At 66.4% G+C, this 16,188-nt stretch carries 14 protein-coding genes; 5 read left to right on the top strand and 9 right to left on the bottom strand.

Translation table 11 applies throughout. The annotated features are described in order from the left end of the window. Both GU920_RS02010 and GU920_RS02015 read right to left on the bottom strand, forming a co-directional pair. Positions 1-2,859, bottom strand: a complete 2,859-nt coding sequence (locus GU920_RS02010) for a helicase-related protein (protein ID WP_161765308.1) — start codon at positions 2,857-2,859, stop codon at positions 1-3. Positions 2,860-2,872: 13 nt separating this feature from the next. Further along, positions 2,873-3,433 (bottom strand): tetratricopeptide repeat protein, encoded by a 561-nt coding sequence (locus tag GU920_RS02015; protein WP_161765309.1) that lies wholly within the window; start codon positions 3,431-3,433, stop codon positions 2,873-2,875. Positions 3,434-3,504: 71 nt separating this feature from the next. On the opposite strand from GU920_RS02015, the gene GU920_RS02020 reads away from it, so the two are divergent. Beyond that, positions 3,505-3,792, top strand: coding sequence for an SCP2 sterol-binding domain-containing protein (locus GU920_RS02020; RefSeq protein WP_161765310.1), 288 nt, complete (start codon positions 3,505-3,507; stop codon positions 3,790-3,792). Beyond that, positions 3,789-4,724: an alpha/beta fold hydrolase gene (locus GU920_RS02025; RefSeq protein ID WP_161765311.1), complete on the top strand. Its 936-nt coding sequence runs from the start codon at positions 3,789-3,791 to the stop codon at positions 4,722-4,724. Before GU920_RS02020 ends, GU920_RS02025 begins: the two co-directional genes overlap by 4 nt. A gap of 9 nt (positions 4,725-4,733) precedes the next feature. Here the strand turns inward: GU920_RS02025 and GU920_RS02030 are convergent, their stop codons facing one another. From GU920_RS02030 to GU920_RS02045, 4 genes are read right to left on the bottom strand one after another with little or no spacing between them, the layout of a single operon-like run. After that, a complete protein-coding gene (locus tag GU920_RS02030; protein WP_161765312.1) occupies positions 4,734-5,456 on the bottom strand; it encodes a proteasome-type protease in 723 nt (240 codons plus the stop codon). Positions 5,457-5,483: 27 nt separating this feature from the next. Further along, positions 5,484-6,293 (bottom strand): transglutaminase family protein, encoded by an 810-nt coding sequence (locus GU920_RS02035; RefSeq protein WP_161765313.1) that lies wholly within the window; start codon positions 6,291-6,293, stop codon positions 5,484-5,486. Further along, positions 6,293-7,243: an alpha-E domain-containing protein gene (locus GU920_RS02040; protein ID WP_161765314.1), complete on the bottom strand. Its 951-nt coding sequence runs from the start codon at positions 7,241-7,243 to the stop codon at positions 6,293-6,295. The genes GU920_RS02035 and GU920_RS02040 overlap by 1 nt, the downstream gene beginning before the upstream one ends. Positions 7,244-7,250: 7 nt before the next feature. Continuing rightward, the gene (locus tag GU920_RS02045) at positions 7,251-8,642 is read right to left on the bottom strand and encodes a circularly permuted type 2 ATP-grasp protein (RefSeq protein WP_201744010.1); all 1,392 of its coding nucleotides are present in this window, start codon (positions 8,640-8,642) and stop codon (positions 7,251-7,253) included. A gap of 195 nt (positions 8,643-8,837) precedes the next feature. On the opposite strand from GU920_RS02045, the gene GU920_RS02050 reads away from it, so the two are divergent. From GU920_RS02050 to GU920_RS02060, 3 genes are all read left to right on the top strand, one after another. Continuing rightward, positions 8,838-9,893, top strand: a complete 1,056-nt coding sequence (locus GU920_RS02050) for a ligase-associated DNA damage response exonuclease (protein ID WP_161765315.1) — start codon at positions 8,838-8,840, stop codon at positions 9,891-9,893. Continuing rightward, positions 9,890-11,512 carry an ATP-dependent DNA ligase gene (locus GU920_RS02055; RefSeq protein ID WP_161765316.1) on the top strand — a complete coding sequence of 541 codons (1,623 nt, stop codon included), beginning with the start codon at positions 9,890-9,892 and terminating at the stop codon, positions 11,510-11,512. The genes GU920_RS02050 and GU920_RS02055 overlap by 4 nt, the downstream gene beginning before the upstream one ends. A 113-nt stretch (positions 11,513-11,625) precedes the next feature. Continuing rightward, positions 11,626-13,452: a M3 family oligoendopeptidase gene (locus GU920_RS02060; RefSeq protein ID WP_161765317.1), complete on the top strand. Its 1,827-nt coding sequence runs from the start codon at positions 11,626-11,628 to the stop codon at positions 13,450-13,452. 52 nt (positions 13,453-13,504) lie between these two features. Here GU920_RS02060 and GU920_RS02065 read toward each other — a convergent pair whose 3' ends face one another. From GU920_RS02065 to GU920_RS02075, 3 genes are all read right to left on the bottom strand, one after another. After that, positions 13,505-14,488, bottom strand: coding sequence for a Gfo/Idh/MocA family protein (locus tag GU920_RS02065; RefSeq protein ID WP_201743951.1), 984 nt, complete (start codon positions 14,486-14,488; stop codon positions 13,505-13,507). Between the two features lie 94 nt (positions 14,489-14,582). Then, complete coding sequence (pssA, locus tag GU920_RS02070; RefSeq protein WP_161765319.1) at positions 14,583-15,350, bottom strand: CDP-diacylglycerol--serine O-phosphatidyltransferase; 768 nt, start codon at positions 15,348-15,350, stop codon at positions 14,583-14,585. After that, positions 15,347-16,039 carry a phosphatidylserine decarboxylase gene (locus GU920_RS02075; RefSeq protein ID WP_161765320.1) on the bottom strand — a complete coding sequence of 231 codons (693 nt, stop codon included), beginning with the start codon at positions 16,037-16,039 and terminating at the stop codon, positions 15,347-15,349. Before GU920_RS02075 ends, pssA begins: the two co-directional genes overlap by 4 nt. Between the last annotated feature and the right edge of the window lie 149 nt (positions 16,040-16,188).

The following is a 16,188-nucleotide window of genomic DNA, read 5'->3' on the forward strand; positions in this document are numbered from 1 at the left end:
TCAGGACTTGGTCTTCAGCGCGGCCAGCACCGCAAAGGGATTGTCGGGGTCGATGGGCTTTTCCGCGCGCGGGGGGCGCGCCTCGAAGGCCTTGCCACCGCCCGGCTTGCCGCCATCGCGGTAATCGGGCTTGCCGCCCTTGCCCTTGTGTCCACCCTTGTTCCCGCCATCGCGGCGTTCGCCCTGCGGACGGTCACCCCGGTTGCGATCCCCCTGCGGACGCTCTCCCTGCGGACGGTCGCCCCCTTCGGCGCGTTTCGGACGGTCGCCGCGATTGGGACGGTCGCCCCCGCGTTCGGGCCGCTGGAAGCGCGGCTTGGGCGCCCAGCTGAAGGTGTAGAACACCTCCATCTCGACCGGCGCGGCGGCGGCCTCATCCCCGGCCACGGGCTCAGGCGGCGGCGGCGGGGCGAGGACGGATTCGCCCTCAGGGATCGGCGCGGTGGAAACCGGGGCCTCGGCTGCGGGCGCGGGTTCGGCGGCCTTGACCTTGGCCCTTTCGCCCTTTTCGCCCTTGTAGCCCAGACCCGCCATCAGATCGGCGAACTGCTCCAGCGTCATGCCCGTGATCGACAGCATGTCGGGCGTCGCCTCGAACCCCGCGCGGCTGTCCTTGGCGCGCAGGAGGTCGGCCAGGCGTTCCAGCATATCGATGCGGATCGCCCGGCTGCCCGCCGGGTGATAGCCCGACAGGGTGTAGTGCTGTTTCGGCACCTCGGCGATGTTCGGGATCGTCACCAGACCGGGGGGCGGGCTTTCGGGAAACTCGTCCAGCCCGTTCCAGAGCGACCAGAGCACCAGCCGCAGCCGCGTGGGCGCGGGTTTCAGAAGCGCGGGCAGGAACACCGTGAACTGGCCGAAGCGGACGCCATGCTTGCGCAGCGCGCCACGGGCATCCTGATCGAGTTGCTTGACCTCATCGCCCACCGATTCGCGGGGCAGCACGCCCAGCCCTTCGACCAGACGGAAGGCAAAACCCCGGGCGAGGCCTGTCAGCGCCTCGTCCCGGCTCATTGCGGCCAGCGGTTCGAACAGCGCCGCCACCTTGCGGTCGATGAAATGCTGCAGGCGGCGCTTCACCTTTTCGGCGACGTCGGGACCGGCTTCTTCATCGACAAAGCCTTCGACCGACGGGCGCAGCGCCTCGGCCCCTTTGACCAGTTTGCCGACGGCGGTGGTCCCCCACATGAGGCCACCCTGTTCGGTATAGTCCAATTCGGTATCGGGCGCGTTGTAGAACCGGTCCGCCCGCAGGTGGAACTCGGGCCGCAGCGCCTGCACCGCCGCCTGCCGCAGCGTGCGCGCCTCATCGGGCGTGGCGGAGGCATCCTGCCGGAACCGGAATCCTTCCAGCCGCCCGACGAATTCGCCTTCGACCGTCACTTCGCCCTTGTCATTCACCTCGGCCACGAGGGTCTCCTTCTGCTTCAACCGGCGAAGCAGGACACTGGTCCGCCGATCAACAAATCGCTGTGTCAGCCGCGCATGCAGCGCATCCGACAGGCGGTCTTCTACAGCGCGCGTCTCGTCGCGCCAATGACTTTCCTCTTCCACCCAGCCAGAGCGTTGCGCCACATAGGTCCAGGTGCGGATATAGGCCAGCCGCTTCGAGATGGCGTCGATGTCGCCATCCGTCTTGTCGATCCGGGCGATGGCCTTGGCAAGCCAATCCGAAGGCACCCGCCCGCTGCGCAGGAATTCGAAGATCCGCGCCAGCAGCGTTGCATGTTCCATGCCCGAGGATGACCGGAAATCCGGCACCCGGCAGACATCCCACAACAGGCGCACATCCTGCGGGGATCGCAGGTGATCGCGCACCTCGGGCATCTCGGACAGGGTTTTCAGGGCCACCAGATCATCGGCGTCGCGCGCCCGCGTCAGCCAGTCATTGCTGGTTGGCGCCTCGAGCGACCGGATCAACCGCTCGACCGTGCCGAACTCCAGCGCGGCATTGCGCCAGTGCAGTTTCTTTACCGGGGCGAAGCGGTGGTTTTCGATGGCCTCCACCATCTCTTCGTCCAAGGGCCGCGCCTCGCCCGTGACACCGAAGGTGCCGTTGTCGGTATGGCGCCCCGCGCGGCCTGCGATCTGCGCCAGTTCCTGCGGGAACAGATGCCGCATGCGGCGGCCGTCGAATTTGGCGGTGGAAGAAAAGGCCACATGCCGGATGTCGAGGTTCAGCCCCATGCCGATGGCATCGGTGGCCACCAGATAATCCACGTCGCCGTTCTGGTAGAGCGCCACCTGCGCATTGCGCGTGCGCGGGCTGAGCGCCCCCATCACCACCGCGCAGCCGCCCTTTTGCCGGCGGATCAGTTCGGCGATGGCATAGACGTTTTCAACCGAGAACCCCACGATGGCGCTGCGCGGCGGCATCCGGCTGATCTTTTTCGAACCCGAATAGGTCAGCGTCGACAGCCGGTCGCGTTTGACGAAACTCACCCCCGGCACCAACGCGGCAATCGCGCCGCGCATCGTATCGGACCCGAGGAAGAGCGTCTCATGCAGCCCCCGCGCGCGCAGGAGCCGGTCGGTGAAGACATGGCCGCGTTCGGGATCGGCGCAAAGCTGGATTTCGTCCACCGCCACGAAATCGGCCCCGATCTCCAGCGGCATCGCCTCGACGGTGCAGACCCAATAGGCGGTGCGGTCGGGAACGATCCGCTCTTCCCCCGTGACCAGTGCCACGACCGACGGCCCGCGCTGCGCGACGATGCGATCATAGACCTCGCGCGCCAGAAGGCGCAGGGGCAGGCCGATCACGCCGGTCCGGTGCGCGAGCATCCGTTCGATCGCGTAATGCGTCTTGCCGGTGTTCGTCGGTCCGAGAACCGCCGTAACCCGCCCGGTCATGGCCATGATGTCGCTGCCCTTACAGGTCCTGCCCGGCGGTATCAGCTTCCAGGCGTTCCACCGACTCGATTACCCCTTGCAGATGGGGATGTATAGCCAGCGCGGCCCTATACGCCTCCAGCGCCTTTTCAGGCTGTTCCAGCTGTTCGAAGATCATGCCGAGCCCGGACAAGGCCCCGAAATGGCGGGGGTTCAGCGTCAGGGTGCGGGCGATGTCGTTCACGGAAGGCCCGAGTTCGCCTGCCGCGAAATAGGCGGTGGCCCGCGCGTTCCAGCCTTCGGCGAAATCGGGGGCATGGTCGGTCAGCGCGGTGAAATGGTCGATGGCCGCCGCTGTATCGCCGGCCTGCATCGCATCCCGCCCGCGCTGCAACAGCAGGTCCATCGCGGGAGAGCCGGACTTGGACCATTCGTTCCAGATTTCGCGTTCGATCCGCGATGCTGCCTGGGGATCGGCCTCCTTCAATTCTTCGAACAGGCCGTCAAGCGCGGGGGTCTGTGCCGCCGCGGGCGCGGTAGCGCAGAAAAGCAGCACAAGTGCCGCTACGACATGATTGTGTAACCTGCGACGCGCTTCCATAACGCTAAGGTAAAGCAACCGCGCAGAAAGACCAGCCTGCCGCGGTCACGACCAAGCGATGGAGATGAAGCATGAGCGAAGTGATCGACGCCGCCGTAACCGCCCTGTCGGCCAAGCTGAACGGCGGGTTCGACGGTGTGGCGAAATTCGTGATCCCCGGGGAAGGCGCGATCATGATGGATGCCAATGGCGTGCGCGCGGGCGATGAAGAGGCGGATGTGACGCTGACCGCATCGACCGAGACCTTCCGCGCCATTCTGGATGGCGACATGAACCCGACCATGGCCTTCATGACCGGCAAGCTGTCGGTGGACGGGTCGATGGGGCTGGCGATGAAGCTGGGTTCCGTCCTGTCGTGACCGAAGCCGCGCCGTTCTATGCCGATCTGGCGGATGGGCCGGAGGGTGGGCATGCCCTCTGGGCCGATACGCCCGACCGCCGCCGCATCCGCATCGGTCTTTGGCCGGGCGGCACGCGGGGAACGGTGCTGCTCTTGCCGGGGCGGACGGAGTATATCGAGAAGTACGGCCGCACCGCGCGCGACTTTCAGGCGCGCGGCTATGCGATGCTGGCCATCGACTGGCGGGGTCAGGGTTTGGCGCAGCGCGCGCTGGCCGATCGGCTGGTGGGCCATGTCGATGACTTTGACGAATACCAACGCGACTTTGACACGCTGATCGCGGTGGCGCAGGCGCAAGGCTTCCCCCGGCCCTATTTCCTGCTGGGCCATTCCATGGGCGGCTGCATCGGTCTGCGCGCGCTGATGCGCGGGGCGCCGGTGAACGCGGCGGTGTTCTCGGCCCCCATGTGGGGGATCAGCATGGCCGCTTGGATGCGGCCCGTCGCGCATGTGGTGTCGGCCCTTGCGCGGCCCTTCGGGCAGGCGCATCGCTTCGCGCCCGGCACGAATGACCAGACCTATATCGCCACGGCGACGTTTCAGGGCAATGTCCTGACCACCGATCCCGAGATGTGGCATTATATGCACCACCAGATCCGCACCCAGCCCGATCTGGCGCTGGGTGGCCCCAGCCTTGGCTGGCTGCGCGCGGCCCTGCGGGAATGTGGGGCATTGGCGGCCCTGCCCTCGCCCCGCCTGCCCTGCATCACCGCGCTGGGCAGCGCGGAAAAGGTGGTGGATGCCGCGCCGATCCATCTGCGCATGGCGGCATGGCCCGGCGGGCGGCTGGACCATTACCTTGGGGCCGAACATGAGGTGCCGATGGAGCAGCCCGTCCATCGCAACCGTTTTTTGCAAGAGTCGGTACGCCTGTTCGACGCCAACCGCTAGGCGCGCGGATCAGATGTTGATCTGGCTGAACCCGTCGCGCAGGGCGCGGCTCCAGGCTTCGGACATCGCGCGGAACTGTTCATCCCCCGCCTCGATCCGCCGCGTGTGCGACACGCGGCAGGCGTCCCTTTCGATCACGCAAAGATCCAGCGGCATGCCGACCGACAGGTTCGATCGCAGGGTGGAATCCATCGACAGAAGCACGGCCTTCTGCGCATCGGCGAGCGAGGTGGACGGCTTCACCACCCGGTCGAGGATGGGCTTGCCGTATTTGTGTTCGCCGATCTGAAGGAAGGGCGTGTCTTCGGTCGCCTCGATGAAATTGCCCTCGGGGTAGATAAGGAACATGCGCATCGTACCGCCACGCCGCTGTCCGGCGACGATCAGCGAGGCCGTCACGCCCTGCATGGCCGACATCTTTTCGTCGATATCCTCGCGCACCTTGGCCAGCATGTTGCCCACGATCTCGGCCACCTTGAGCATGGTGGGGGCCTTCATGATCGACTGGGTTTCGTCGGAATCGGGATCCTCGATCGCCTCGCGCAGGCGGGCGATGGTGGTCTGGGTCACCGACAGGCTGCCGGCCGTCATCATGGCGATGACGCGTTCGCCGGGTTCCTCGTACAAAAACATCTTGCGATAGGTGGATATGTTGTCGAGCCCCGCATTGGTGCGGGTGTCTGACAGGAGCACCATGCCTTCGTTCAGCAGAAGGCCCACGCAATAGGTCATGCTTTCTTCCCCTTGGCTGCGACGACCCTATTGCTGCAAATCCTGGACCGCAACGGTAACGTCGAGGCTTTCCTGCCCCAGCCCCCGCGCGATCCCCCGGATGGGGGCCGCATCCTGCGCGTTCAGGCCCGAGCCAAGGCGGATATAGCGCGCATCGGGGCAGCAGCGATTGGCCGGATCAAAGCCGACCCAGCCCAGACCCGCGACATGGATTTCCGCCCAGGCATGGGCGGCCTCATGTGCCGAACCGTCCGCCGTGGCGAAAAGATAGCCCGAAACATAGCGCGCGGGCAGACCGATCGCCCGCGCGCAGGCGATCAGGGCATGGGCATGGTCCTGACAGACGCCTTCGCCCAGCGCCAACGCCTCGGCCGCCGTGGTATGGGCGTGGGTGGCGCCCGGGCGGTAGGCAATGGCGTCGGCGACAGCGGCGGCAAGGCCGTGGGCGGTGGACAGCGCGCCTTCGGGATTGCGGGCGGCATGGGCCAGCGCGGTGAGCGCGGCATCGGCCCGGGTCGGGGGGGTATCGACCAGGTAGACCTCGGGCGGGAGAAGCTCGCGGTGGCCGCGCAAGAGGCCCGCCAGATCGAAGGTTTCCACCGTGCCGGTGACGCGCACCTCGATCTCGGTCACGGGGCCTTTGACCGTCCAGCTTTGGACCACATCGCCCGCCCCGTCGCGGAAGGTTCCGCCGGGGATGCCGTCGGTGACGGTGACGGTCCAGTTGCGCGTCTTCTGCCCGGCAAAGACCGACGGCGTCAGGCGGTGGCTTTGCATCACGGCGCGAACCGGCTGGTCATAGCGGTAGCGTGTCACATGATCGACCGAAAGCAGCATCAGCGCATGTCTCCGCTGAGATAGGTTTCATGGATCAGCGATCCGAGACCAGCCATTTCGCGGATGAAGCGCGAAAGGAAATCGTGCAGGCCTTCATCGAAGATGTCGTCCTCGCGCGTTTCGCGCAGGGCAACCAGCATGGACCGCGCCTGCGCCTGCGCGTCGGTCGTGGTGCCGTAGAGATGGGCCAGGCGGTCAAGATGGGCCGACAGCCCCTCGACACAGGTGATGAGCGAACGGGGGCATTGCGGGTTGAGGATCAGGAAATGGGCGATCTTGGCGGCCGTCACCTCGCCCCCATAGGCCCAGTGGAAGGCGCGGTGGGCCGACATCGCGCGCAGGAGGGTGGACCATTGGTAATTGTCCAGCCCCGAGCCCACGAAATCCACGCGCGGCAGAAGGACATAGTATTTCACATCCATCAGGCGGGCGGTGTTGTCGCCGCGTTCAAGGCTGTAGCCGATGTTGAGGAAATCCCACCCATCGTTGCGCAGGAGCGTGGCCTCGATCGCGCCGCGCACCATGGCGGCGTGGCGCATCGTCCATTCCGTCAGGCGTGACAGTTCCAACTCGCTGCGCGGGGTGCGTTCGAGCTGGCGCAGTTCCTGAAACGCGGTGTTCAGCGCATCCCAGACCTGCGTCGTCAGCGCGGTGCGGACGATGCGGCCGTTTTCCCGCGCCGTGGTGATGCAGGAGGCGACCGAGGACGGGTTGTCGCGGTCGAAGAAGAGGAAGCTTTCGATGTTGCGCTGCACGGGATCGCCATATTTGGCAGCGAAGGCATCGGCATTGCCCGAGGCTTGCAGGAGCGAATCCCATTCGTTGCGATATCCGGCGGCAGAAGGCAGCAGCGCGATGCGCGACCCCACCTCAAGCAGCCGTGCGGCGGTTTCGGCCCGTTCCATGTAGCGGGCGATCCAGAAGAGGTTGTCGGCGGTCCGGCTCAGCATGTCACGATCACTCCGCCAGCACCCAGGTGTCTTTCACGCCCCCGCCTTGGGACGAGTTCACCACCAGCGATCCTTCGGTCAGCGCCACCCGCGTCAGCGCGCCGGGGACAAGTTCGATCCGTTCGCCCACAAGGCAATAGGGCCGCAGGTCCACATGGCGCGGGGCCACGCCTTCGGCCACGAAGGTGGGGGTAGTGGACAGGGCCAGCGTCGGCTGGGCGATGTAATTGCCCGGATCGGCGGTGATCTTGGCGCGGAAGGTTTCCACCTGTTCCTTGGTGGCCTTGGGACCCACCAGCATGCCGTATCCGCCCGACCCATGCACCTCTTTCACCACGAGATCGGCAAGGTTATCCAGCACATAGCCCAGATCATCCTGCCTGCCGCATTGCCAGGTGGGCACGTTCTTCAGGATCGGCTCCTCACCCAGATAAAAGCGGACCATTTCGGGGACGAAGGTATAGACGGCCTTGTCATCGGCCACGCCCGCGCCGGGGGCAGAGCACAGGCTGACCCCGCCCGAGCGGTAGACATCCATCACGCCCGGCACGCCCAGCGTGCTATCGGGGCGGAAGCAGAGCGGGTCGATATAGGCGTCGTCGATGCGGCGGTAGATGACATCCACGCGCTTTGGGCCTTCGGTCGTGCGCATCCAGACGAATTCGCCCTCGACGAAAAGATCCTGCCCTTCGACCAGTTCGATCCCCATCAGATCGGCCAGGAAGCTGTGTTCGTAATAGGCGCTGTTGAACGGGCCGGGGGTGAGCAGGACGATGGTCGGGTCCTTGCTGCATTTCGGCGGCGCGACCGAGGCGAGGGTGCGGCGGAGCAGGTCGGGGTAGCGATCCACCGGTTCGATGCGGTTGCCGCGGAACAGATCGGGGAACATCCGCATCATGATTTCGCGGTTTTCCAGCATGTAGCTGACGCCGGACGGGGTGCGGCAATTGTCTTCCAGCACGAAGAATTCGTCCGGCCCGGTGCGGACGATGTCGATGCCCACGATATGGGAGTAGACGCCCTTTGGCGGCTTGATCCCGGCGACGGCCTTTTCATAGGCCTCGTTCTGATAGACGAGCCGGGCGGGGATGCGGCCCGCGCGGACGATCTCGCCCCGGCCATATACATCGACGAGAAAGGCATTGAGCGCGCGCGCCCGTTGCTTGATGCCCTTTTCCAGACGGCCCCATTCCGCCCCGGTGAAGACGCGGGGGAACATGTCGAAGGGGATCAGGCGATCGGGATCGCCGCCTTCGCCATAGACCGCGAAGGTGATGCCGATGCGGCGAAAGAGATCCTCGGCCTCGGCCTGCTTGAGGGTGCGCAGCTGGGCGGGCATGGCGTTCATCCAGTCCTCCAGCTGCGCATAGGGCGCGCGCACCTTGCCGTTCTGGTACATCTCGTTGAAGTATTGCGTCACCGTCACGCCCCCCGCAGCCACCACTTGCGTGGAGTAAATCAGGGCATCCGGCGCGGGGAAAGCGTTTCGTCCCGCAAAAAAGGGTGCAGCATGAGCAGATGCACAAAATTCAGGCAGGTGTTGCGAGTGGCCCGGCGCGCTGGACCGGGCTTTTGTGGGCGCTAGGTGCGGGGCATGGCTGAGAATCCCGTCCTGACCTTTACCGATCGCGGCATCTTCTGCCCGGATGGCGGGTTTTTCATTGATCCGTGGCGACCGGTCGATCACGCGCTGATCACGCATGGCCATTCGGATCACGCGCGCTGGGGGCACCGGCGCTATCTGGCCACGCATCAGGCGCTGCCGGTGATGCGGCAACGGCTGGGCCAGATCGACGCAGCGGGGATCGCCTATGGCGAGCGGCTTCAGATCGGCGGGGTGACCGTCAGTTTCCACCCCGCGGGCCATGTGCCGGGATCGGCCCAGATCGCGGTGGAGCGGCGGGGCGAGGTCTGGGTCGTGTCGGGCGATTACAAGGTGGAGCCTGACGGGCTGGCCGAAGGATTCGTTCCGGTGCGCTGTCATGCCTTCATCAGCGAATGCACCTTCGGCCTGCCGGTCTTTCGCTGGCAACCGCAGGCGCGGGTGATGGAGGATATCACCCGGTGGTGGGCGGCCAATGCGGCGGCGGGAAAGATGTCGATCCTCGGCGCCTACAGTTTCGGCAAGGCGCAGCGCCTGATGGCGGGGGTGGAGCGGATCGGCCCGATCCTGACGCATGGCGCGGTGGAAGAGATGACGGCAACCCTGCGCGCCCAAGGCTATCCCCTGCCCGAGACGGTGCGGGCGGTGGCAGGTGTGGATGGCAAGACGCATCCCGGCGCGCTGGTCATCGCGCCGCCCGCGGCGCTGGGGTCAGCTTGGGCGCGGCGGTTCGGCCCGGCGGAAGAGGCCTTTGCCAGCGGCTGGATGGCCGTGCGGGGCATCCGCCGCCGCCGTGCGCTGGGGACGGGCTTCGTGGTTTCCGACCATGCCGATTGGGACGGGCTGAACAGCGCGATCCGGGCGACGGGCTGCGAGCGGGTGTTCGTGACCCACGGCTATACCGCGCCCTTCCGGCGCTGGCTGGCCGAGAAGGGCTATGATGCGGGGATCGTGGCCACGGAATATGGGGAAGAGGCCGAAGAGGCCGCCGCCGCGCCGGTGGCCGACCCGGCCGCCCCGGGCGCAGAGGCGGGGGGCGCCCCGTGAAAGCCTTTGCCGCCCTTTTCACTGCGCTGGACGGCACGACCAAGACATCGGCCAAGCTCGCCGCGCTGACGGAGTATTTCCGCACCGCGCCCGAGGCGGACCGGATCTGGACCATCGCGCTTTTGTCCGGGCGGCGGCCCAAGCGGAGCGTGAGTGCGACGGAGTTGCGCGCATGGGCTGCCGAGGCGGCGGGGCTGCCGCTTTGGCTGTTCGAGGAAAGCTATGCGATGGTGGGCGATCTGGCCGAGACCATCGCGCTGATCCTGCCCCCGGCCGAGGCGCGGGTGGAGGTGTCGCTGTCCGAGATGATCGCCGCGTTGATCGCGCTGACCGGCCAGCCCGAGGCGCAGCGGCGGGCGGCGATCCTGCGCCATTGGGGGCAGCTTGGCGCGACGGAGCGGCTGTTGTTCAACAAGCTGATCACCGGCGGGTACCGCATGGGGGTGAGCCAGGGCTTGATGACGCGCGCGCTGGCCATGGCCACGGGCGTGGAAGAGGCGGTGCTGGCGCATCGCCTGATGGGGGACTGGTCGCCGCAGGAGATGCGCTTCGAGATGCTGGTGCGCGCCGATGCGGGCGGGCCGGATTCGCGCCCCTACCCCTTTGCCCTTGCCGCACCGCTGGAGGAGGGGCCGGACAGCCTTGGCGATCCGGGTGGATGGCGGGCAGAGTGGAAATGGGATGGCATCCGGGGGCAACTGATCCAGCGGGCGGGGGCTTTTGCCCTGTGGTCGCGCGGGGAGGAATTGATCACCGACCGCTTCCCGGAATTCGCGCCGCTGGCCGATTTCCTGCCGCATGGCACGGTGCTGGATGGCGAGGTCGTAGCCTGGGATGGGGCTTGGGACGGGACCTCGGACGGGGCGGCGGGGCGCCCCCTGCCTTTTGCCGATCTGCAAAAGCGGATCGGGCGCAAAACGGTACCGAGAAAGCTGCTGGCCGAGGCGCCCGCGCTGATGCTGGCCTATGATCTGCTGGAAGAGGCCGGGCAGGATCTACGGGAACATCCTTTCGACGCGCGGCGGGCGCGGCTAGAGGCGCTGGTGGCGAGGCTGCCGGAGGGCCTGCCGCTGCGCCTGTCGCCTGCCATCGCCTTTGACGATTGGGCAAGTCTGGCCGCGACACGCGCGACAGCGCGGGAGCGGCTGGCGGAAGGGGTGATGCTGAAACGCGCAACCTCGCCCTATCATGTGGGGCGAAAGCGCGGAGATTGGTGGAAGTGGAAGCTGGATCCGTGGACGGTGGACGCGGTGATGATCTATGCGCAGGCGGGCCATGGGCGGCGGGCGAACCTCTACACCGATTTCACCTTCGCGGTGCGGGATGGAAATGCGCTGGTCCCCTTTACCAAGGCCTATTCCGGGCTGACCGACGCCGAATTTGCCGAGATCACCCGCTGGGTGCAGAAGAACACGCTGGAACGGTTCGGCCCCGTGCGGCGGGTGCCGCCGGAACTGGTGTTCGAGATCGGGTTCGAGGGGATACAGGAAAGCCCGCGCCACAAGTCGGGGATCGCGCTGCGCTTTCCGCGCATGATCCGCTGGCGCCGCGACAAGCCGGTGGACGAGATCGACACGCTGGAGGGTTTGCGCGGCTTGCTGCGCGCCGCGCAGGCGTAGGATGGGCAATCCTGCCCATCCTACCCGGGATCGCGCGGAATTGCGGCGGCGCGCCTTGCACCTGTCCCGTCCCGCGCCCTAGATGAAGGGCAGATCACCGAACGAGGTTCCCCATGACGCTTCCCCTGCCCCGCCCCGTCTTCGACGCCAATGCCAGCGGTGGGGGCCTTGGCAAGCTGCCGGATTGGGATCTGACCGACCTTTACCCCGCGCCGGATGCGCCGGAATTCGCGCGCGACATGGCGTGGCTCGAAAAGGCCTGCGCCGATTTCGCCACCGCCTATGAGGGCAAGCTTGCCGGGCTGGATGCGAGCGGCCTTCTGGCCTGCGTGCGGGCCTATGAACAGATCGACGTGGTGGCCGGGCGGATCATGTCTTTCGCGGGCCTGCGCTATTACCAGAACACGATGGACAGCGAGCGCGCCAAGTTCATGGCCGATGCGCAGGACCGGATCACCACCTTCACCACGCCGCTGGTGTTCTTCTCGCTGGAGTTCAACCGGCTGGATGAGGGGCATCTGACCGCCCTGCTGGCACAGGACGCCGGGCTTGCGCGCTACAAGCCGGTCTTCGACCGGATGCGCGCGATGCGGCCCTATCAGCTGTCGGATGAGTTGGAGAAGTTCCTGCACGACAATTCCGTCGTGGGGGCCAGTGCGTGGAACAAACTGTTCGACGAAACGATGGCCGGGCTGATGTTCAAGGTGGAGGGCGAGGAGGAGGAGCTGAACCTCGAGGCCACGCTGAACCTGCTGACCGACACCGACCGCGCCAAGCGCGAGGCGGCGGCGCGGGCGCTGGCGGTGGTGTTCGATCGCAACATCAAGCTGTTCGCGCGCATCCACAACACGCTGGCCAAGGAGAAGGAGGTCGAGGATCGCTGGCGCAAGATGCCCACGCCGCAGACCGGGCGCCACCTGTCCAACCATGTGGAGCCCGAGGTGGTGGAGGCGCTGCGCAATGCCGTGGTGGCCGCCTATCCGAAGCTGAGCCACCGCTATTACCGGCTGAAGGCGAAATGGATGGGGCTGGAGAAGCTGCAGGTCTGGGACCGCAACGCCCCCCTGCCCATCGAGACGCCCAAGACCGTGGATTGGGACAGCGCGACCCGGATGGTGCTGGAGGCCTATGGCGCCTTTGATCCGAAGATGGCCGATCTCGCCAAGCCTTTCTTCGAGAAGGGCTGGATCGACGCGGGCGTGAAGCCGGGCAAGGCGCCGGGGGCCTTTGCCCACCCGACGGTCACCACCGTCCACCCCTATGTGATGCTGAACTATCTGGGCAAGCCGCGCGATGTGATGACGCTGGCGCATGAGCTGGGCCACGGCGTGCATCAGGTTCTGGCGGCGGGACAGGGGGAGCTTCTCTCATCCACGCCCCTGACGCTGGCCGAAACGGCCAGCGTGTTCGGCGAGATGCTGACCTTCCGCAAGCTGCTGGATGGCGCCAAGACGCAAGGAGAGCGCAAGACGCTGCTGGCGGGCAAGGTGGAGGACATGATCAACACGGTCGTCCGCCAGATCGCGTTTTACGATTTCGAATGCAAGCTGCACGCCGCCCGGCGCGAGGGCGAATTGACGCCGGATGACATCAACGCCCTGTGGATGAGCGTGCAGGCCCAGAGCCTTGGCGATGCGTTCGAGTTCATGGACGGGTATGAAACCTTCTGGGCCTATATCCCGCATTTCGTCCATTCCCCCTTCTACGTCTATGCCTATGCCTTTGGCGACGGGTTGGTGAACGCGCTTTATGCGGCCTATGCCGATGGGCTGCCGGAGTTTGAGGCGAAGTATTTCGAGATGCTGAAGGCGGGCGGGTCCAAGCACCACAAGGAGTTGCTGGCGCCGTTCGGCCTGGATGCCAGCGATCCGAAGTTCTGGGACAAGGGCCTGTCGATGATCGCAGGCTTCATCGACGAGTTGGAGGCGATGGAGGCCTGATCTTCGCGGCTGAGGGGGGTCCGGGGGGCACATGAGTGCCCCCCGGCCTGTTTCACCAGTGGATCTCGCGCGCCGTGGCGAAGGCCTGGTCAATCATCACCTGCGTGCCGCGGGTGAATTCCAGCGGGCAGGGATAGGCCGCGCCCGTGCGGAGGGAGCGGCCGAAGTTTTCCACCTGCAGCTTGTAGTGGTTGGCGGCCGGCCAGCGTTCGCTGGTCACGGTCTGGCCCACATGCAATTCGATCCGCGCCTCGGCAAAGAGGTTGGCGTTGAAGGGGCCGTTCGCCACCTTGAGCAGGCCCTTGTCGCCGTGGAAGGTGACCTCTTGCCGGTTCTGCAGGCGCATCGACGTCATCGCGGTATAGGTCGCGCGGCCGAGCGGGCCTTCAAGGATGGCGTCCACCTCGGCCCAGACATCGACGCCGTTCTCGCGGATCAGACGGCAGGAGAGATCGGTCGCCTCGGCCCCCGTGACGAAGCGGGCGGAGCCGTAGGTGTAGACGCCGATATCGCGGATGCCGCCGCCGCCCGTTTCGGGGCGGTTGCGGATGTTCTCGGTCTCGGCATGGTTGTCATAGCTGAAGAAGGCATCGACATGGCGCAGCCGCCCGATGGCCCCGCCCTGCACCAGTTCGCGGGCGCGGATCCATTGCGGGTGGTGGACGATCATGTACGCCTCGGCCACCAGAAGGCCCGCGGCATCGCGGGCGGCGATGAGATCGTCGATCTCGGATGCCTGCATGGCGATGGGTTTTTCGGTCAGCACATGTTTGCCCGCCGCGATGGCCTTGCGCGTCCATTCCACATGGAGGTGGTTGGGCAGCGGGATATAGACCGCGTCGATCGACGGGTCGGCCAGCAGATCGGCATAGGTCATCTGCGGCAGGCCGGGGCAGAAATCCCAGCCGGTCGCCTCACCGGGCCGCGAGGTGCCAAGCGCGGCGAGTTCGGCGTTCTCGGCCATGTGGATGGCGGGGGCCATATGTTCGCGGGCGAATTTGGCATTGCCAAGGACACCCCAGCGGACAGGTTTCATCACGGTTCCTCCGATTTTGTGACGCCATCTTCTGCGGGCGCAAGCTAGGCGGGCGGGGCGCCCGGCGCAAGGTGGGGCGGGGCGGGGCGGGCGGTCAGCCCACCTTGCGCAGGAGCGCCACGAGTTGCTGGCGCGCAAGGAAGAAGATGCCGCCAAGATAGGCCACGGTCAGGACCAGAAGCGTGACCCAGGGATAGGTCAGCAGGGCGGCGATCAGGGCGGCAAGCCCCACGAGGATATAGCGCGCGTCTTCGGCATAGATCGTCACGCGCTTGAGCGACGGGGTGCGGATGCGGCTGATCATCAGCGCCCCCATCGCGATCATCCAGAAGGCGATGACGCCGGCGGGGATGCGGACATCGCCGGGAAAGCAGAAGGCGAGGTAGATGGGCGCCAGCACCAGCATGGCACCCGCCGGAGAGGGCACGCCGATGAAGGAGGTGCGTTCGGCCGGTTCCTCGCCATTGGCGGCCTTGCTGCCCACGTTGAAGCGGGCGAGCCGCAGCATGCAGCAGATGGCATAGATCAGGACGGCGATCCAGCCGAGGCTGGCCTCGCCCTTCAGCCCCCAGAGATAGAGGACGATGGCCGGGGTGACGCCGAAATTGACGAAATCGCCAAGGCTGTCGAGTTCCGCGCCGATCGCGCTTTCGGATTTCAGCATCCGGGCGAGGCGGCCATCCAGCGCGTCCAGCGCGGCGGCAAGGCCGATCAGGGCGACGGCGGTGGCGATGCGGCCGTCAATCGCGAAGCGGATCGCGGTCAGGCCCGCGCAGAGGCCCACCACCGAGACGAGGTTGGGCAGCAGCTGCAGGATGTGCAGCTTGCGGCGCGGGCGGGTGGGATCGTCGGGCGCTGTCATTCCATGTGGGCCATGCGTTGCGGGCTGTCGAGGCCGAGGGTGGCGATCACGGTTTCCCCGGCGATGCAGGTCTGGCCCAGCGCGACCTGCGGCTGCACGCCATCGGGGAGATAGATGTCGAGGCGCGATCCGAAGCGGATCAGGCCGAAGCGTTCGCCGGTGCGCAGTTCCTGCCCCTTGGCGGCGAAGCACAGGATGCGGCGGGCAACGAGGCCTGCGATCTGGACCACGGCGATGGCGCGGCCATCGGCCATGTCGATGCGGATCGAATTGCGTTCATTGTCCACCGAGGCCTTGTCGAGCGAGGCGTTCAGGAACTTGCCCGGGCGGTAGGCGATTTCGGTGACGCGGCCTGCGATGGGGGCGCGGTTCACATGGCAGTTGAAGACCGACATGAAGACCGACACGCGCATCAGCGCATCCGGCCCCATGCCCAGTTCGGGCGGCGGGACGGCGCGTTCGATCAGCGAGACCACGCCATCGGCGGGGCTGACCATGAGGCCTGCATTCTGCGGCACGGCGCGTTTGGGATCGCGGAAGAAATAGTAGCACCAGACGGTGAGGCCGACGCCGATCCAGCCCAGGGGATCCCAGATCCAGAACAGGATCAGGGTCGCAGCGGCGAAGGCCGCGACGAAGCGGATGCCTTCGCGGTGCATCGGCTTGATGAAGGTTTCTAGCATGGTCATCGGCGGCCTCCGGCTTTGCTGCGGTCTACCCCCATGGGCCGGGCGAGGCAACCGGGGAAGGGATGACCGGGATATGGGAAGCCGGGCCTTGGGTGCCAAGCCGGGCGGGCAGCGATGGGCGGAAGGGGGGGGCTCCGGGTGCCGAGGCC

This window comes from Paragemmobacter ruber (genome assembly GCF_009908315.1).
Classification (GTDB): Bacteria; Pseudomonadota; Alphaproteobacteria; order Rhodobacterales; family Rhodobacteraceae; genus Paragemmobacter; species Paragemmobacter ruber.